Raw genomic sequence first — 18,586 nt, 5'->3', positions numbered from 1 at the left:
ATGGCTGCCCGATCGCGACGGCAAGATCCCAGCCGTGCACCAGGGCTTCATTTGTATAGGCCCAGAGCGCGAAGCGGCCCGTCGACTCACCCCACGGCCCAGCGATCGACTTGTCGAGGAGCGCGTCGTCGGCCCATGCCTGCTGGGCACGGTCCGCGAGTCGCGCATACGTGTCGGCATCATGGTCGGGCGAAATCGGCGATACGGAATCGGGGCTTCCCAACTCTGCAATGGCGATGATTCGACCACCGGTACCGACCAGGTGCGACGACAGTTCGAGCACGTCGAACTCGTCGCACGGGGTGGACAAGGTGTGCTGATCTTCGCGGACAGCACGGAGCAAGGTTGTCACCCAGTCCGTGGCGCCACGGTAGATAGGGCGCGGGTCGATCTGCTCGGGAGCAGTCATGGCGAGATCCTCTCGTCGGCACCGCAGGATGCGGCAGCACTGAAGTCGAGTAAACCGGCCAAAGATGCCACCTTCTGTCATGTTCTGCTGGCAACATTGAAGAATATGCGCGCCGACCGACTTCTCTCCATCCTCATGCTGCTGCAACATCGCGGCAGACTGACCGCCGCGGAGATCGCGACGGAGTTGGAAGTGTCCAAGCGAACCGTGCTCCGCGATATCGAAGCCCTGTCCACCTCCGGCGTCCCCGTCTACACCGATCGTGGGCGCGGCGGCGGCATCAGCTTGATTCCCGGGTATCGCACCGACCTCACCGGCCTCACCCTCGAAGAAACCAAAGCTCTTCTCTCCTCTGGCACCGGCCGCATAGCGTCCCCGAATTTCGCGAGCGCTATGCGTAAGGTCGCCGCTGCTCTGCCGGAGCGGCACCGCGTCGAAGCCAGTCGGGCTTCTCAACGAATATTAGTTCGCCCCGACGGATTTGCCTGGCCGAGTCCGCCCGAGCCACACCTCGTCGAGCTGCAGCGAGCGGTGATCGAAGGCCTACGAGTGCGTGTGTTGTACAGCAGCCGAAATGCGAACGCAGCCGAGCGAACACTCGACCCCATCGGCCTCGTCTACGCAGGTGCCCACTGGTATCTGTTAGCCGTGCGCGACGGCACGGAGAGAACGTACCGAGTCTCCCGCATCGAGGAGTTGACCGTTCTCACCGAACCTGCCACCCGCGCCTCGGAAGTTGATCTGGAATCTGCATTCCTGGTGCATTGGAACTCCTTTCGGAGTTCCCTGCCCAAGGTGATCGTTACCTGCACGATCCGCGACGACGCCTGGGAAACGTTGTCCGGCAAGTCACTTCGCATCCTCAATCACGAGGTCGAGCCCGACGGTTGGTCCAGATCGGAGTTGGAATTCGCAGAAGAGTCCAGCGCGATCCGCGCCCTGTGGGCCGTCGGACCGGCAGCGGTGGTCATCGCGCCGCAGCGGATCCGGGACCAACTCGCCACACGGGCCGCAGAAACCGCTGCCGGATACAGCGGCTCCGCCTGTGCGCCTTTTTGGGCTCTACTGACGTGATCGTGGGCAGATTCGCAGGTTGAAAGGTGCGCACGCCGTTGTCCCAGTAGCGTTCTGGCTTGTCTAGGGTCAGTCGGCTACATGCAGGAGAACGGCGTGCGCGAAGCAAGGATATGGCGTCAGGTGCTTGGTCTGGATCGGTTGGGCGAGGCGGTACCGAATTCCCGAGTTCGTGGCGTTGCAGAAGAGCATCGGATTTCACAGGTCGGCGATCCTTGCCGCGATCGAGCATGGGTTGTCCAATGGTCGTGTCGAGTCGATGAACACCAAGATTCGGCTTATCACCCGTCGGGGTTTCGGGTTTCACACCCCCGAGGCGGTGATCGCGTTGGCGATGCTCAGTCTCGGGGGTGCTAAGCCGCAACTTCCGGGTCGGGGTCTGCCGACGGAATAATCAGTAGAGCCCCTTTGGTGGCGCCAACTACCAGAAGTACGCACAGGCGGAGCCATCAGTGTGTCGGAAAATCAGCTACCGAGCGATCCGAACAAGTTGTTCTCCGGGGCGGTTGGAGCGTCGGTGACATTGACAATGACGGTGAAGGTCAGATCAGGGCCGACACCATTCGACGCCTCGAGGATGAATGTGTATTCCCCTGCCGTGGTCGGCATTCCGGACAGCACACCGTCGGTGAAGGTCATACCGGTGGGCAACTTCGCCGGGTCGATCACCGTGACGATCGGGGTGGGGTTTCCGGCAACAGTGAATTCATGGGTCAGTGATGTTCCGGCAACAGCATCGAGCGTGACGGTGAGCATCGGGGCTGCGGGAGCTGCGGCCACAGTGAGGATGACATTCAAGGTGGCGGGAACACCGACCCCGTTCGTAGCGGTGACAGTGACGGGGAACGATCCTGCGGTGGTTGGTGTTCCGGTCAAGACACCGGCCGGGCTGAGTGTGAGTTCGGTGGGCAATCCCGTGGCGGTGAGGGTGGGTGTGGGGCTACCGGTGGTCGCGAAGGTCTGGTTCAAAGCCGTTCCGGTGAGGGCGATCACGGTGACGGGTCCGACATCGGTGAACGCCGGAGCAGCAGGAAGTTTCTTCAGAGCCAACGAATGATCGTCGCCAGCGGCGATGGCCGTGTAGCCGGAACCGGCCGGCCCGCTGCCGTTGCCGTTGTCTCCCCAGGCTTTGATGGTGCCGTCGGCAGCCAACGCCAACGAATGGTAGGCACCGGCAGCGATGGCAGTGTAGCCGGAACCGGCCGGGGCGTTGGTCTGTCCTAGGCTGTTGTTTCCCCAGGCTTTGATGGTGCCGTCAGCGGCCAACGCCAACGCATGATTAGTGCTGGCGGCGATGGCGGTGAAGCCGGAACCGGCCGGGATGTTGTCGAGCTGCCCGTCGTTGTTGCTTCCCCAGGCTTTGATGGTGCCGTCGGCGGTCAACGCCACCGAATGGTGGGCGCCGGCAGCGATGGCGGTGTAGCCGCTGCCGGTCGGGACGTTGGCCTGCCCTTGGCTGAGGTTTCCCCAGGCTTTAATGGTGCCGTCGGCAGTCAACGCCAACGAATGCACGAAGCCGGCGGCGACGGCTTTGTAGCCGGAACCGACCGGGGCGGTGGCCTGAAAGTGGCTGTTGTTTCCCCAAGCTTTGATGGTGCCGTCGGCGGCCAACGCCAACGAATGCCAGGTGCCGGCAGCGATAGCTTTGTAGCCGCTGCCAGCCGGGATGTTGTCGAGCTGCCCGTCGTTGCTATTTCCCCAAGCTTTGATGGTGCCGTCGGCGGTCAACGCCACCGAGTGGGAACTGCCGGCGGCGATGGCGGTGAAATCGCTGCCGGTCGGGGCGGTGGCCTGCCCGTAGTTGTCGCTCCCCCAACCTGCGATGGTGCCGGGGACTGCGACCGGCACACCGACCGGCGCGGCGGCGGCGCCGGTCGCGGCCGCGAGGGCCAGTGCGCCGGCGGTCACGAGAGCGGCTAGCCCTCGAAGGCGTCGACTTCGGTGAGGTCTGCGGCGATGATCGAGCAGTGCCATGGTTGTGTGCCTTTCCGGGCGGGTTTCCGCCGAGAGGGCGGCGCGGCCAGGGGCAACCGCGCAGCAAAGATATCGGAGTCCACGGCACGAAACACCCATATCGGGCTTCTGGCGGGACACATCCCAGGCGATGAACGGAATGGCCGCTATTTCGCCGGCCACGAAACGCGGCATTTACAGCACCGCACGCCATGGAAACCGTGGCCGGATACACGTCCCGACCGAGCCTTCGCCTGAGCGCCTTCTGCTAGTCCAGTTGATTACCAAAAGGTACACAAGCGCAACACAATTAGATCCAGCACTGGGGCGAACGCCCGGACCAGCAGGCAAGCCGTTCAGTGGAGCGATGCCTGAGAAACGTTGTCCGGCAAGTCACTTCGCATCCTGAAGCACGAGATCGAGCCTGACGGTTGGTCCAGATCGGAGTTGGAATTCGCAGAAGAGTCCAGCGCAATCCGCGCCCTATAGGCCGTCGGACCGGGCGTCATTGCCCTCGCCCCACAGCGGATCCGGGACCAACTCGCCACGCGGGCCGCAGAAACCGCTGCCGGATACACAGTTCCGTTTGACAAGAACAGCGCACAGTCGGAGCCTATGCTGAGGAAATGACCGAACCCGACATCAAACCTAGAAGTCGTGACGTCACCGACGGACTCGAAAAGACCGCAGCGCGAGGCATGTTGCGCGCAGTAGGAATGGGCGACGACGACTGGGTCAAGTCGCAGATCGGCGTCGCCTCGTCCTGGAACGAGATCACCCCTTGCAACCTCTCCCTGGATCGGCTCGCCAAGGCAGTCAAGGAGGGCGTCCGCGAAGGCGGCGGATTCCCCCTCGAATTCGGCACCATCTCCGTCTCCGATGGCATTTCGATGGGCCACGAGGGCATGCATTTCTCCCTCGTCTCCCGTGAGGTGATCGCGGACAGCGTCGAAACCGTCATGCAGGCCGAGCGCCTCGACGGTTCGGTCCTTCTCGCCGGCTGCGACAAGTCGCTCCCCGGAATGTTGATGGCTGCTGCTCGCCTCGACCTCGCCAGCGTGTTCCTCTACGCCGGTTCCACGTTGCCGGGCGTGGCAAAGCTGTCCGACGGCAGTGAACGCGAAGTCACCGTCATCGACGCCTTCGAGGCTGTGGGCGCGTGCTCACGCGGGCTGATGAGCCGCGAGGATGTCGACACCATCGAGCGCGCAATCTGCCCGGGTGAAGGTGCCTGCGGCGGCATGTACACGGCAAACACCATGGCCAGCGCGGCCGAGGCAATGGGTATGTCGCTCCCCGGCAGTGCGTCCCCGCCGGCCCCGGACCGTCGACGCGACGGATTCGCTCGCGAGAGCGGCAAGGCCGTCGTCGAACTCCTGCGTCGAGGCATCACCACCCGCGACATTCTCACCAAGGAAGCCTTCGAGAATGCCATTGCCGTCGTCATGGCTTTCGGCGGTTCCACCAATGCGGTGCTCCACCTCCTCGCCATCGCCCATGAGGCGTACGTACCTCTGACTCTCGACGATTTTGCTCGCGTCGGCGCCAAGGTTCCGCACCTCGCGGACGTCAAGCCTTTCGGTCGTCACGTCATGACCGACGTCGACCGGATCGGCGGCGTTCCTGTCATCATGAAGGCATTGCTCGACGCCGGACTCCTGCACGGTGACTGCATGACAGTCACCGGCCGAACCATCGCCGAGAATCTCGCAGACATCACCCCTCCCGATCCGGACGGCAAGGTTCTGCGTGCGATGAGCGAGCCGATCCACCCCACCGGCGGCATCACGATTCTCAAGGGCTCACTGGCACCCGGCGGCGCAGTTGTGAAATCCGCCGGCTTCGAGTCCGACGTATTCACCGGCACGGCAAGGGTATTCGAACGCGAACGCGCTGCCATGGATGCTCTCGAAGACGGAACTATCACCAGCGGCGACGTCGTGGTGATCCGCTACGAAGGACCCAAGGGCGGCCCCGGAATGCGTGAGATGCTCGCCATCACCGGCGCAATCAAGGGAGCCGGACTAGGCAAGGACGTCCTGCTCTTGACCGACGGACGGTTCTCCGGGGGCACCACCGGCCTCTGCGTCGGGCACGTGGCGCCGGAAGCTGTGGACGGCGGACCCATCGCATTTGTTCGTGACGGTGATCAGATCCGACTCGACGTCAGTACCGGATTGCTCGAATTGCTGGTCGACGACTCGGAACTGGCTGCGCGCAAACAAGGTTGGGAGCCGTTGCCCCCGCGCTACACACGCGGTGTGCTGGCCAAGTACACCAAGCTTGTGGGTTCAGCCTCAGGCGGAGCAGTCTGCGGCTGAGGCCGAACCCACCTGAATTGAGCTAGATAGGCTGGTACCCGGCACCGACACCGCCCTGCGAGTTGATACTCGCCAGGATCGATGACATGTTGGTGCCGAGTTCCGGCCCCAAGCAGGGAACGAACACGTACGCATTCACCATCGCGACCAGAGTGGTTCCGACAGTGACAGGTGCCCCGGAATCACCGTGATCGACACACACTTGTGTCCAAGTCTGGGCGTCGGCTGTCAGATCTCCCCACACAATTCCACAGGTATTACCCGTGGTCCGGCCTTCCTTGCAGGCAACTGCCGGGAAACTGGCCGGCGTGCCGATTGCCGTGATGGTGGCACCGCGGATGGTCCGGACGGGCGTAACTTTGCCGGGATCGAACGCAATGACTGCATAGTCGAGGTCAGGGTTGGACTTGACGAACGTCCCGACGACGCCCGCCCCCTGATCGTCCTCGGGCACCACCGTCGCACCAGGCTCACCACAGTGACCTGCGGTGATACCAACCAAACGGCCTCCGCTGTCATGCCCGATCGTTGTCAGAGTGCAAATGACTTGGTCGTTGATGATAATGCCCGAGCCGCCGCCCATCGGAGTGGCCGCAGCAACTGCGGTTCCACTGGCGATGAACCCGAGCCCCAACGCAAAAACCAACGCTGCCAGTACAGATACGATTTTTCGCAACATCATTATCTCTCCGCTGGTAGACCCCCACTGCACAAAACGCATACCCCGGAAAGTTTGCAGCTACGCAGGAGAGTTACCCGGCGATGCGGCGTTACTCGGTACTACGGCCTTATTCGGTGCTACCCAGGGCCTCCAGCATCTTGCGTGCCTCTTCGAGTTGGCGGCTCAGCTCGTCTACGCGTGCAACCGCCGCGTCACGGGCCTCCACGATGATCGATTCGACTGCCTCGATGGCCGTCGGCTCCCCCAATTCGCGGATGGCGCGCTCGACTGCGTCGGGAGCTACCGGAACCGCTTTGCCCGGACGCTTGGCGCCCAGAGTGACGGTGACACTCCAGTCGTTGTCGGCACCGGCGTGAATGGTGACGCTGACTCCGGCCGGGAGTTTCTTGGCACGCTTGACGGCTGGGCGAGGCGCCGGCGTCGGCGTCGTCGCAATGACTGCCGGGACGGGGGCTGCTGCCGGTGCGGGCCGCGGCTTGGGTCGCGTTTCGACGAGTGGTTCCATGAGGGGTTCGGACTCCACAACTGGTTTGGGGCGCGGCGCCGGTTTCGGCGGCGTCGAGGCCACGCGGTTGATGCGCAATTCCTCTGCCTCGAAAGGCAATTCGTCATTGACGCCCTTGGGTCGGATCAGCACGGTATTTCCGTCCACCGACACCACTTTGGCGGAAGTGCCTGCCTCGATGCCGAGGCTGGGGGTTGCCTCGCGCAGGTATACGGTGGCGCGTTTACCTTCGGCGACTGCCGAGGCGAGAGTCGCCAAGTTTTCCGCAGTGAGGTGATCCGGCGTTGAGCGGAACGCGCCAGAACGTCTACGGGGTGGCATTCGCAAATCCTTTCGAGAGTTTCGGTAGTGCTTTTCTCGGGGCAACTCTTGCACAAGCCACCGACGTGTTTCCGCTCACCGCCCTGATGTTCGTCGAATTAAGTACTGTTCGGCGAGCACCATGCGACAGTCAATGGCGACACCGAGGCAAGAAATTCAAGGAGCACAGTGAGCAGTTCGGAGCCAGCGAGTATGAACGAGGGCACCGAACCAGGGGCTACTCAACCGCGAAACCCGTTCGATGCGCACATGCTCAGCCGCATTCAGTCCGACATCGAAGAATCCCTTCTCGGCGGCCCCCGTTGCTTCACTCAAACCCAGATCGCCGAGTTCGCCGGAGTCTCGCGTGATCGTGCCGACCGACTATGGGTAGCGATGGGCTTTGCCGTCGACGGGGATCCGGATGCCATCATGTTCACCCAACAAGATGCCGACGCGCTCAAGAGCCTCACCAGCATGGTTGACCGCGGAATCATCTCGCGCAGTAGTGAAGTCGCTGCAGCACGCTCGCTGGGGCAGTCGATGTCGAGACTCGCCGAGTGGCAGGTTTCCCTCATCGGGACACACATCGTCGATCAACTGTCGGAGTCCGGGGATCAGGACCCGGAGTCGGTTCGGAAACTGATCTTGCGCCTGGGATCCGAGATCATCCCGGCGGTCGAATCACTCCAGACCTATGTGTGGAAAAGGCACGTCGCGTCGTCAACAGGACGCAATGTCGGCAACCCCGGTGAAGAAGTTGCCAGCCGCATTCTGATTGTGGGGTTCGCCGACATCGTCGGGTACACATCCTTGACCCGCGGCTTGGATCCGACCGAATTGAGCGATCTGCTCGAACGTTTCGAATCCGCGTCAGCAGAAATCATCGGCCGGAATTTCGGCTGGATCGTCAAAACCGTCGGCGACGAGGTGATGTTCGCCGCCGAGAGTCCTCATCATGCCTCCGAAATCGCGATGCAGATCCAAGAATCGGTCCTTTCCGACCACGACGACCCCCAATTGCGCGTGGGCCTGGCTATGGGACCGACGCTGGTCCGTTTCGGCGATCTCTACGGTTCGGTAGTCAACAAGGCTGCTCGGTTGACCAGTTCGGCACGTCCGGGCACCGTACTGATCGATTCGGAATTGGCCGGCGCCGTGAGTGCGGACGCGAATTTCAAGCTCCGCCACCTGAGGCCACGACGGGTACGCGGCATCGACCGACTCGAGCAGTACGTCCTACGACGCAATCTCGAGCCTTAAGTCAGGATCGGCGCGCTGCCAGGAAATCATCGACGATCTGCTCACACGCCGATTCACCGAGCGGGGTGAGCGTGGCCAGCCTGGTGAGCACCAACGGACCGACCAACTGCGCCAGGGCGACGTCGTAGTCGTACTCCCCCAACTCCTCGATCGCCTCCGGTGTGCGCAGGACGCGGTCGAACGCCTCTCGGTACTGCTCCATGATCGTTTGCCGCAATGAGCGCATCTCCGGCTTGTCGGCCGAGAGGGCTTCGGCGCTCGAATAACCGGCCAGGTCCGGGCCCAAGCCGAGCCAGCACATCGCGGTGACCTGCACCGGCGCACTCTCGATCACCTTGGCCTGACTGGTCAACAGTTCTAAAAGCTGGGTCCGGAGGTCACCTCCTCCCGAAATCACCGGAACTGACGGCAGTAGCCGTGCAAATGCTGCGGCCAACAGTTCGGTACCGCTGTCGAAGTGCCGATACAGGGTTGCGCGGGCCACGTTGGCAAGCTTGGTGACGGCGTCGATCGTCACGGCGTCGACGCCGCCCTTGGAGAGGAGCGTTGTCGCTGCGTCGAGCAGTCTGGTTCTGGATCGCTGTTTGCGCGGATCCTCGTCGATGGGCTGCTGATCCGTTCTCACCGTCGTCACACGTTCAACTTAGCTATCAGCGGAATCCTGGCCGCTGAAGGGCCGGGAGGAAGCTGAACCGTGTTCCGGTCTTTGCAGGTCGTGGGCGACCCCGTCGGGTCCGGCCGCTTCTGATTGGTGATGTACTCGGCGATGATCGACAACGGCGCCCCGCCGGCGGACGCAACAAAATACGAGGGCGACCAGAAATGGTTGCCCCACAAGTATGTGCGGATGTGTTCCGGAAACTCAGGCCGCAGGTAACGGGCGGACACACCTTTGAGGCTGTTCACCGCCGCGGAGAGCTGAACGGTCGGCGGATCGTGAATCAGAAGGTGCACGTGATCGGATTCGCCATTGAACTCGGTGAGCGTAGCGCCGAACTTGTCGCACACCTCTGCCATGATCGTTTCGCACCGCGGAAGCGTCGGGTCTGTGAAAGCTCCCCGACGATACTTTGGCGACGACGACCACATGGGCGCGAGGGGGTGGGTGCGAGGTGAAACGGATTGTCATGGCCAAACTCGTACCCACGCCCGAACAGTTCGCGGCACTGGAATCGACCTTGGTGTTGTGCAACGACGTTGCCAATGAGGTAGCCGGGTTGGCGCAGGCGATGAAGCTGCGGTCCCGTCGGGCGTTGCAGGTCGCGATGTATCCGATGGTGAAGGCGCGGGGATTGTCGGCGCAGCCGTCGTTGCATGTTTTGCGGAAAGTGGCCGACGCGTATGTAACCCGAGCGGCGAACCTGTCGAACGGAAACTACGGCCGTCCGGGGTCGAAACGGTATGTGTCAGTGGCTGATGCTGCGATCGGCTTCCGGTCGAATGCTGCGCAACCGTTCGACGACCGGTGCCTGTCCTGGAAGATCGATTCCTCGACCGTCTCCATCTGGACGACGGCGGGGCGGATGCGGGGTGTGCGGTTCGTGTGCGCGCCGTGGCAGCGGACGCTGTTGGCGGACCGCAAAGGTGAGTCCGATCTCGTCTACCGTGACGGCAATTTCTACCTGTATGCCACCGTCGATCAACCCACCCCGACCCCTGTCGTACCGGTCAAGGATCCGGTGGCGGGTTGGGTGGGTGTGGATTTGGGGATCGTGAACCTTGCGGTCACCACCGACGATAACCCGGACGAGCTTGATGTCCGGTGGTCCGGCGGCGCAGTTACCGCGCGGCGGAAGAAGAACCAGGTGATGCGGACGGCGTTGCAGAAGGTCGGCACGAAGTCCGCGAAGCGGAAGTTGAAGACTCGGCGACGGAAGGAACAACGGTTCGCCACCGACATCAACCATCAGTTGTCGAAAACAATTGTCGCTGGGGCGCAACGCACCGACCGGGGTATCGCGATAGAGGATCTATCGGGGATTCGTGATCGGGTACGGCTGGCCAAGAAGCAGCGAGCGCAGATGCATTCGTGGGCTTACGCCCAGTTGCGGGACTTCGTCAAGTACAAGGCGGAGTTGGCGGGGGTGCCCGTTGTGGTGGTCAACCCGCGTAACACGTCCCGTACCTGCTCGCAGTGTGGGTTTTGTGATGTGAAGAATCGCAGAAGTCAAGCTAGGTTCGCGTGCCGAGAGTGTGGGTGGTCCGCACACGCGGACTGCAATGCTGCCCGCAATATCGCCGCACTCGGACATGAAAAGTATTGGGCCGCTCAATCAACCGTGCCTATAGCAGCCACCGCCCTAGCATCCAGCTAGGTCGGTGAGCAGCAAACCTGGTCCTTGAGGGCGGGGTAGTTGATGTTATACCCACCCCGGGCTTGTGGAACTGGCGTTCCTATAACGATACTGATGGTCTCGTTTCTGTCGAGAGGGATCAGATGAGCACCGATACGGATATCGAACAGTCAACCTGGACCGCCCGGCAAATCTGGATGCTGACGGTCTCGTGTTGCGCTGTCGCCTTGGTGGTTGCCGCGATGGCTGCTCTGAACACCGCCCTGCCCGATCTCGCCCGCGATACCGGTGCCACCCAGACCCAACTCACGTGGATCGTCGACGGATACACCCTCACCCTCGCGTGCCTGCTGCTTCCGGCCGGAGCACTCGGCGACCGCTACGGCAGACGCGAATTGCTCATGTTCGGTCTGCTCGTGTTCGCCGCCGGTTGCGCCATTCCAGCCTTTGCCGACGAACCCGCCTGGATCATCGCGTCCCGGGTAATTGCCGGCGTAGGTGCAGCGTTTGTCATGCCCGCAACCCTGTCGCTGCTGACCGCAGGATTTCCCACCGCGCAACGCGGCCGCGCCGTCGGCATCTGGTCCGGTGTGGCAGGTTCCGGAGCCATCGCCGGACTCGTCATTTCAGGCCTACTACTCGAAAAGTGGTCCTGGCATTCGATATTCATTTCTCTCGCAGTGGTCGCGACCCTGATTCTCGTGATCTCGTTCACGATCTCGTCCTCGAAGGACACGGAGACTGCTCCGCTCGATCTGACTGGCACTGCCCTGATTGCGGCTTCGATCGGACTGTTTGTTCTCGGCATGATCGAGGCCCCGGCCCGGGGCTGGCTGGACCCCGTGGTCCTCGCTCTTCTGATCAGTGGAATCGCTCTGGCAGCCGTATTCAGTGTCGTGGAATTACATACTGCCCATCCACTTCTCGACGTCAGACTGTTTGCCAATCGCGCATTCGGAAGCGGCGCAGCATCACTCACGCTGCAGTTTCTGGCCACGTTCGGCCTGTTCTTCCTGATCGTGCAATACCTGCAACTAGTCCTCGGCTACTCACCCCTGCAATCAGCTCTCGCACTCCTCCCGATCGCGGTGCCCGTCATGCTGCTTTCTGTAGTTTCCCCACTTCTGATTCCGCTTGTCGGACTACGCCTTCTCACCGCTTCCGGAGTTGCACTGCTGGGAACTGGTATCGCACTGTTGACCACACTGGACTCCGGTTCAACCTATGCGGAAGTGTCCATCCCACTGATCGTCGCTGCCGTCGGACTCGGCCTCTCGACCACCCCCGCCACCGCCGCCATAGTTTCAAACGCACCCGATGCCAAGCAGGGGGTCGCTTCAGCCGTTAACGACGCCACCCGCGAAATCGGTTCTGCGATCGGTGTCGCCTTGGCCGGAAGCATCCTGGCAGCGGGCTACGGACTGCACGTGCAACCAGCCGTCGACATGCTTCCCGAATCAGCAAAAGAAGCCGTATCCGGTTCACTGGCAGCCGCACTCCACGTCGCCGAAGTCGCCGGCCCGCAGGGTGATCAACTGGCAGACTTCGCCAAAGAAGCCTTCATCCGCGGCATGGATCAAGGCGCCTGGACATTGGCAGCAATCATGTGGGTGTCCGCTGTTGTTCTCGGGTTCTGGGCTCCCGGACGCAAGGGATAAATCAGCTTCGATGCTCCCGGTAGGCCGGCGCTTTGACGGTGCCGCGCGTATCGAGCGTCTCGAGCAACGGTAGCGCCCGGAACGGCACCACTACCGACAGAACCATCACACTCGTGGAGCGAGTGGCTACGCCGGAGCGGTTCAGATCGAGCAGCGTCTGCTGCAAACCTTGATGCGACGCTGCCGCCACTCGGCACAAAACGTCGCCGCTGCCGGTTGTCGCGAAAGCTTCGATCACACCGGGGATGGCTTCGAGCTTGATCGTGACGGTATCGAGGGCGCCCTGGGCGATCTCCAAGGTTACAAACGCTTGGACACCGAAACCTGCTGCCGCCAAGTCTATATGCGGCGCATACCCGGCGATGATCCCGCCGTCTTCGAGCCTGCGCAGTCTGGCCTGCACTGTCGCGCGCGCAACCTTGGTCAATCTCGACAGTTCCAACGCCCCCGCACGCGGATGCGCATGCATCGCTTCGAGCAAGGCCAAATCCAGACCGTCGAGTGACACTGAATTCCGCACCGATTCCGCCATGCCCTTCAACCTATACATAATGACTGGAATAGTCCCCTCATTCCTTCGCTATTCCGTCGAAATGCCTAGCTGAAAGCACGCTCATTGACTAGCAGTATCGCGGCGGACTTAGCTCTTTGTATCGCGCAGTGCGCTTCTTCGCACTCGCTCACAGAAGGGTGCCGAGCATGACCATCGAACAGACTCTTACCGACGAAGAACGACTGGCCGGACTCGACCTCGAACAGTTGCGCCAACTGGTCGGACTGATCGAGTACGACGACAGCGCCGACCCGTTCCCGGTCCACGGCTGGGACGGACTCGAATGGATCGTCGGAAATGCCACGCAGAGCGCCCATTTCTTCCAGTCGGCCTTCGGCATGACGCTGATTGCGTATTCGGGACCGTCCACCGGTAACCGCGACCATCATGCGTATGTACTCGAAAGCGGCGCAGTGCGTTTCATCGTCAAAGGTGCAGTAGATCCGGCGAGCCTGCTGATCAAGCACCACGGCACGCACGGGGACGGGATCCGCGACATCACCTTGAACGTCCCCGATGTCGACAAGTGCATTGCGCACGCAATCGCTCAGGGCGCGAAGGTAATTGCGGAACCACATGACATCAGTGATGAGCACGGCGCGGTTCGTCTCGCCACCATCGCCACCTACGGAGAAACTCGGCACACCCTGGTCGACAGGTCCCGGTACACGGGCCCCTATCTACCTGGATACGTCACTCGCACTTCGTCATGCAGCAAGACTGCCATCTTCCAAGCCCTCGACCATGTGGTCGGCAATGTCGAACTCGGAAAAATGGATCAGTGGGTCGACTTCTACCACCGAGTCATGGGGTTCACGAACATGGCCGAATTTGTCGGCGGCGACATCGCCACCGACTACTCCGCACTGATGAGCAAAGTGGTCTCGAGCGGCGACCACCGCGTCAAGTTTCCGCTCAACGAACCGGCAATCGCGAAGAAGCGATCACAGATCGACGAGTATCTGGAGTTCTATCAGGGACCCGGTGCCCAGCATCTGGCACTTGCTACAGCCGACATCTTGGGTGCAGTCGACGCTTTGGTCGCCGAGGGCATCGAGTTTCTGTCCACCCCGGCGTCGTACTACGAAGATCACGAACTGCGCGCGCGGATCGGAAACGTGCGAGTCCCGATCGAGGAATTGCAGAAGCGCGGAATCCTCGTCGACCGCGACGAGGACGGTTACCTTCTGCAGATCTTCACCAAGCCGATCGGTGACCGTCCTACTGTGTTCTTCGAACTCATCGAACGCCACGGCTCACTCGGTTTCGGACTGGGCAATTTCAAGGCACTGTTCGAGGCAATCGAGCGGGAGCAAGAAGCGCGCGGAAACTTCTGATGCAGCTCAGTCATTTTCGGTCCACCGCCACACAACCGACGGACGTCCTGTCGCGCTGACCCGCACTCGTTCGTCGGTGCGTTCGAGGCCCGGCAAAACTTTGAGAGTGCGATTGAGGTTGCCGGCATCGGGCCGCTCGCCGGACAGTTCTGCGGCGACGGCAAGTGCGTACGACGCCGGAAACGACGGCCCGGACAGCGCCCGCGTGAAGGACTCGTCCCGCCACAACAAGGTGTCCGCAAAGATCGGCCGCGTGTCAGCGACAATCCGGTTGTGGTCGAAGGCAAGATGACCCGGCTTTTCCCAACTCACCCACTCAGGCCTGATGTCGCCGGTGGGCATCTCAGCCGGAGAGATCACGGCCCACATGGCAACCGACAATGTCGGACCACGCGGGTCGCGATTGGGTTCGTCGAATACGGCTAACTGCCCGGTCGCAAGAATCGCCTCGTCGGGAAATCCGAGCTTGGTGGTCACTGCGCGCCGGGCCGCGTCCTGCAACCGCTCACCAGCGCCGAGGAGTACACCGGGCAGCGCACGCTGCCCGGTGTACGGCTCTGCTTGCCGCTGCGCGACGGCAAACCGCAAGTGCCCCGGTTCCGGATTGCCGAATCGCAGAGCGATGACGTCGATCGAGACAAGTGACTGTTCCACGTTCTCCATCATGCAGGCACGGTGGCGGCTAGCCGACGATCGGCCCGATCCGGTCCGTCCGCGGTCAGTACCACCGGCACTCCGAGCGCGCCGCTCAGATAGTCGACAAACTCCTCAGGTTCAGACGGAACTTGTTTCGCCGCAACCTTTACCGTTCGAAGAGCGTCCGTCAACGCTTGTTGATGATCCAGGTCCTTCCACTCCCCGACGGGTATCGAAGCCCACTCTTCGTACCTCTCCACACCATGGATCGGGGTATTTGCTGCCGCAGCACGGCCAAGAGCATCGAGGTGCGTCAGTGCCACCCCGTCGACGCCGTCGCTGACGTCGATCGCGTACCGCAGCAGCATCTCGTCGAGGTGTCCGACCCGAAACGACCCCTGATACTCGCCGACGCCGTTGTGGGGTTCCGGAAGAGCCTGCCCGAGAGCACCGTCTTCCATCGGGAAAGGTCCGGCGCCGTGGCGTGTCATGTACGTCCGGGTGACGCCGAGTACGTAACTCTCCCTACCCATCTGGCCGATCATCGCTCGCACGTTGGACGGTTCGACTGTCGACCATGTGGTGTGCGGGTGAAATCCGCGCCACTCGTCGAGAAGAACTCCTTGGGCGCCTTCGAAAATCAGTCGTCCACCGGCACCGATCGCTTGCAACGCACCGGGGCCGACTATGTTCACTGCCGCAGCAAATTCCGAATACATCTCGGTCATGTCGTTGATCGACGGGAAACCATGTCGACTTTCGGTGATCAACCGGCCGTAGTACGCCACCATCCCCGCCAACTTCCGACGAAGAACTTCCGGACGTAGGCAGTCTCCGACGGTAAGGGCATCGGCATGCTCGAGTGCATACGCTGCAGTCTCGCCGATCCCTTTGCCACACGAACCGTGCCGGTTGCCGCCGCGGGTATCTTCGCGAGCCCTGTTGGCAGCGACGTGAATCGGCGTCGTCAGCAGGGCCCGCCCGTCGATGGTCAACAGGTCGAACGGATTGTGCACTCCGATCGCTTCCAATTCCCGCGCTTCTGTCGCGAGAGCAATCGGTTCGACCAACATGAACTTCGAGAGAAAGGTCGGCACGCCCGACAACGTGCCGGATCCGAATTGCGAAAACGTGTGGTGCCGTTCTCCGTTCACAACATTGTGGGCAGCTTGTGCCCCGCCGTTGAATCGAACTACCGCAGCCACGTTCAGACAGGCCTGCGGCGAACACAACCAGTCAACCGTGGCACCCTTGCCGGCGTCGCCGAAACCGAGATCCACGACCACGATGTCACGACTGTCAAAAGCATTCATTGAGTCCCCTTCTATCTGAAATCGACGTCGTCCGTGCCGGTTCCGAGATCGCGAGGCAATCCCGTCACCGTGGCGGGGGCACGTTCGCCGACCAGTGCAAGCGCCTTTCCGACCGTCGCGGCTTCGACCACCGAACCGATGTCGCGTAGATCAGCCAGTCCGTCACGTAGATCGATGCGGTCTTCGCCGATACCGACCGTGAGTGCGATCAGTTCGCACACCGCAGCAGGGTCGTCGAGTTTGACGAAACGCTCGCCCAGTAACTCCGTCCAGTGATCCGCAATCTCCGGATCGTTGTAGTACGACGACTGGTCAGGCAGAACGAAGTAAACGTTCCAACGCTCCTCCAGTTCGCGGTAGACCGAGGGAACGGAAACATCCAGCCGAACCTTGTCGCCGATCACGCCGCGAATGTGGCGAGCCGAGAGTCTGGGCTTGTTCAACTCGTCACCGATGATGAAAAGATAGCCCTTACGGCCCCGCTTGTCCCACGCATCAGTACTGGTGTGGCGCGCCATGAAATAGGCTGCCAATTCGTAACTTTCCGATTTCTGACCGCCACCGTTTCCTTCCAGGAAGATGGTGCGAAGCTGCTCGTCCATCGCATTTCCCGATTCGAATTGCCCTACCTGCAGGGGAACCCGATCCGAATCCGCGTCGCCGATGCCGCCGAACAGAATCTGCGGGTCATCCGCATATCCCTTACGTTGTAGCAGTCCGTGCAGCTTGCCGAGCTTGTCCTGCATGATGCGCGGAACAGCACCCATCGAACCTGTTACGTCGAAAAGTACTGCTATCGGCAGAGAATCAGGGTGCCCGTCCGAATCTCGGCATTCACGCTTGTCTACGCCGAAGGGATCGAGCGTCGGATCGGCTTTCCAGGTGTCGCGTGGACGTGCTCGAAGCGAATCGGTGTAGCCGAAATCGTCGACTCCGCGAGCGGCACGAAATGTCTTGCCCGCCTTGTAAGTATTGTCGTCCCAATATCCGTATCCCATGATGGATCAATACCAATTCGTGGAAGGAACGGTAAACACCCGAAACGTGCGTTCGCCGTGGAGAAGATCGAGGAGTTCGTCGAACTCGCCCAGTAGATCGACTGCGCCGGGACGCAGCCTCGGATTCGACTGCATACAGCCGAGAGCAAAAGCTTTCATACGACTGGGAATTCGATCGCCCAGCATGGTCGACATCAGTTGATGCGCCATGTAGACGTCCCAGGCCGGCGTGACGCTCCCACCCAGTTCGGGTGGATACGACGGATGAGCGGAGGCAATCGTAGCCACTGGGCGGTCACCGGGTCTTGTTGCAAACGACCACCCCGCCAACACGACTCCATGCAGATCAGGATGAATCAGAATATTGTCGGCTGTGATCGCGGTATGCACCCAACCCTGCGCATGTGCAACTGCAAGCGTGCGCAGCAAACGTCGGTGCATCCAGGCCCAGTCCCTCGGGTCGAGGCCATTCGGGTACGCGGCAAGAACATCCGACAGTGTCAGGAATTCTCCCGTCAGATCATTCAGAACGTTGATCTCTCGCCGCTCTCCACTTACATTGTCATGATGAGAGACTCGATCGACTAACCGCGGAAAATAGAACACGGACCACCCTGAATTGCCTGAATGCGCAATATCTCCCAGCGCATTCCGTTCCGCTTCGATCATCGAATTCGCCCGACAATCGCGCGGAATCTTCAGCACGACGGAGGTTCCGGATTGATCCCGCGCCCCGTACAGCTCGGAGACCGAACCGGATGCAACAGAGCCACCCAATCGATACTCACCACGTTCGCCGATGTAGACCGGTCCGATGTTCATCGAGTCGGCTTGAGCTACCCAAATTCCATACAGTTCGTTGAGTCGCGCTGTCGCGGCAGCGGATCGCGCAACGTCGCCGAGGCACACACGATCCGGATGGATCACCGAAACCAATCGGTAATACCGCCGTTTCATGGCCCGGCGCGGCGCAACATCGTGTGAGACAGGGCCGAACAAGTCGCTCGCGACAGATGCCGATTCGACGGTTTCGAGTACCTCCCTGATGTTCATAGGTTTTAGTCTAGCTGACTAAAACTAGGTGTGCAAGAACCCTCTTTCCCGGACGCCGTGTCATCGCGCGCGAGTCGATCCCGCGAAACTCGCACAATTACGCCCATTCCTGTTGCGGCACAGAAATTCACGATCCACTTACCCTGCATCAACACCGAAAATTACTAGGCATTTGGCATTGCCCGACAACTCCGCCATCTGGGACGATTAGCGCATGACAAGTGCTGAAAGTGGACA

The 18,586-nt window shown here is 61.4% G+C and carries 16 protein-coding genes and 2 pseudogenes; 7 read left to right on the top strand and 11 right to left on the bottom strand.

Annotation, left to right across the window (positions count from 1 at the left end; translation table 11 throughout):
- The coding region (locus QM600_RS16435) for a TIGR03086 family metal-binding protein (protein ID WP_283262562.1) at nt 1-409 on the bottom strand (409 nt) is incomplete at its 3' end.
- A gap of 105 nt (nt 410-514) precedes the next feature.
- Between QM600_RS16435 and QM600_RS16430 the strand changes: the two genes are divergently transcribed.
- Together QM600_RS16430 and QM600_RS16425 are read left to right on the top strand one after the other, a co-directional pair.
- Nucleotides 515-1,483, top strand: a complete 969-nt coding sequence (locus tag QM600_RS16430) for a helix-turn-helix transcriptional regulator (protein ID WP_283262561.1) — start codon at nt 515-517, stop codon at nt 1,481-1,483.
- A 133-nt stretch (nt 1,484-1,616) separates the two neighbouring features.
- A pseudogene (locus tag QM600_RS16425) lies at nt 1,617-1,877 on the top strand (transposase); the annotation flags it as partial.
- 71 nt (nt 1,878-1,948) lie between these two features.
- Here QM600_RS16425 and QM600_RS16420 read toward each other — a convergent pair.
- Nucleotides 1,949-3,631, bottom strand: a complete 1,683-nt coding sequence (locus tag QM600_RS16420) for an RCC1 domain-containing protein (protein ID WP_283262560.1) — start codon at nt 3,629-3,631, stop codon at nt 1,949-1,951.
- Between the two features lie 431 nt (nt 3,632-4,062).
- On the opposite strand from QM600_RS16420, the gene ilvD reads away from it, so the two are divergent.
- On the top strand, nt 4,063-5,757 hold the full coding sequence (gene ilvD, locus QM600_RS16415) for a dihydroxy-acid dehydratase (protein ID WP_283262558.1): 1,695 nt from the start codon (nt 4,063-4,065) through the stop codon (nt 5,755-5,757).
- Nucleotides 5,758-5,779: 22 nt separating this feature from the next.
- Here the strand turns inward: ilvD and QM600_RS16410 are convergent, their stop codons facing one another.
- Nucleotides 5,780-6,436, bottom strand: coding sequence for a S1 family peptidase (locus tag QM600_RS16410; RefSeq protein WP_283262556.1), 657 nt, complete (start codon nt 6,434-6,436; stop codon nt 5,780-5,782).
- Between the two features lie 109 nt (nt 6,437-6,545).
- The gene (locus tag QM600_RS16405; RefSeq protein WP_283262555.1) at nt 6,546-7,265 is read right to left on the bottom strand and encodes a DUF6319 family protein; all 720 of its coding nucleotides are present in this window, start codon (nt 7,263-7,265) and stop codon (nt 6,546-6,548) included.
- Between the two features lie 192 nt (nt 7,266-7,457).
- Between QM600_RS16405 and QM600_RS16400 the strand changes: the two genes are divergently transcribed.
- Nucleotides 7,458-8,507: an adenylate/guanylate cyclase domain-containing protein gene (locus QM600_RS16400; RefSeq protein WP_502943003.1), complete on the top strand. Its 1,050-nt coding sequence runs from the start codon at nt 7,458-7,460 to the stop codon at nt 8,505-8,507.
- A 1-nt stretch (nt 8,508) separates the two neighbouring features.
- Here QM600_RS16400 and QM600_RS16395 read toward each other — a convergent pair whose 3' ends face one another.
- Complete coding sequence (locus tag QM600_RS16395) at nt 8,509-9,141, bottom strand: TetR/AcrR family transcriptional regulator (protein WP_283262554.1); 633 nt, start codon at nt 9,139-9,141, stop codon at nt 8,509-8,511.
- Between the two features lie 92 nt (nt 9,142-9,233).
- Nucleotides 9,234-9,578: pseudogene (gene tnpA, locus QM600_RS16390) on the bottom strand (IS200/IS605 family transposase); the annotation flags it as partial.
- A 56-nt stretch (nt 9,579-9,634) separates the two neighbouring features.
- Here tnpA and QM600_RS16385 point away from each other — a divergent pair.
- A complete protein-coding gene (locus tag QM600_RS16385) occupies nt 9,635-10,822 on the top strand; it encodes an RNA-guided endonuclease InsQ/TnpB family protein (protein WP_283262553.1) in 1,188 nt (395 codons plus the stop codon).
- Between the two features lie 122 nt (nt 10,823-10,944).
- Nucleotides 10,945-12,459, top strand: coding sequence for an MFS transporter (locus QM600_RS16380; RefSeq protein ID WP_283262552.1), 1,515 nt, complete (start codon nt 10,945-10,947; stop codon nt 12,457-12,459).
- A 1-nt stretch (nt 12,460) separates the two neighbouring features.
- Here QM600_RS16380 and QM600_RS16375 read toward each other — a convergent pair whose 3' ends face one another.
- Nucleotides 12,461-12,991 carry an Lrp/AsnC family transcriptional regulator gene (locus QM600_RS16375; RefSeq protein ID WP_502942999.1) on the bottom strand — a complete coding sequence of 177 codons (531 nt, stop codon included), beginning with the start codon at nt 12,989-12,991 and terminating at the stop codon, nt 12,461-12,463.
- A gap of 167 nt (nt 12,992-13,158) precedes the next feature.
- On the opposite strand from QM600_RS16375, the gene hppD reads away from it, so the two are divergent.
- Entirely contained in the window at nt 13,159-14,349 is a 1,191-nt protein-coding gene (gene hppD / locus QM600_RS16370; protein WP_283262551.1) for a 4-hydroxyphenylpyruvate dioxygenase, read from the top strand.
- Between the two features lie 6 nt (nt 14,350-14,355).
- On the opposite strand, the gene QM600_RS16365 is transcribed toward hppD, so the two are convergent.
- From QM600_RS16365 to QM600_RS16350, 4 genes are read right to left on the bottom strand one after another with little or no spacing between them, the layout of a single operon-like run.
- The gene (locus tag QM600_RS16365) at nt 14,356-15,015 is read right to left on the bottom strand and encodes an NUDIX hydrolase (RefSeq protein WP_283262550.1); all 660 of its coding nucleotides are present in this window, start codon (nt 15,013-15,015) and stop codon (nt 14,356-14,358) included.
- Entirely contained in the window at nt 15,012-16,298 is a 1,287-nt protein-coding gene (locus tag QM600_RS16360) for an adenylosuccinate synthetase (protein ID WP_283262548.1), read from the bottom strand. Before QM600_RS16360 ends, QM600_RS16365 begins: the two co-directional genes overlap by 4 nt.
- Before the next feature lie 11 nt (nt 16,299-16,309).
- Nucleotides 16,310-17,296, bottom strand: coding sequence for a hypothetical protein (locus tag QM600_RS16355; RefSeq protein ID WP_283262547.1), 987 nt, complete (start codon nt 17,294-17,296; stop codon nt 16,310-16,312).
- Nucleotides 17,297-17,302: 6 nt separating this feature from the next.
- Nucleotides 17,303-18,349 carry a hypothetical protein gene (locus QM600_RS16350; protein ID WP_283262546.1) on the bottom strand — a complete coding sequence of 349 codons (1,047 nt, stop codon included), beginning with the start codon at nt 18,347-18,349 and terminating at the stop codon, nt 17,303-17,305.
- Between the last annotated feature and the right edge of the window lie 237 nt (nt 18,350-18,586).

It is taken from the genome of Rhodococcus sp. IEGM 1379 (genome assembly GCF_030056815.1).
GTDB lineage: Bacteria > Actinomycetota > Actinomycetes > Mycobacteriales > Mycobacteriaceae > Rhodococcus_F.
This window is presented reverse-complemented; position numbering and strand designations above follow the sequence as displayed.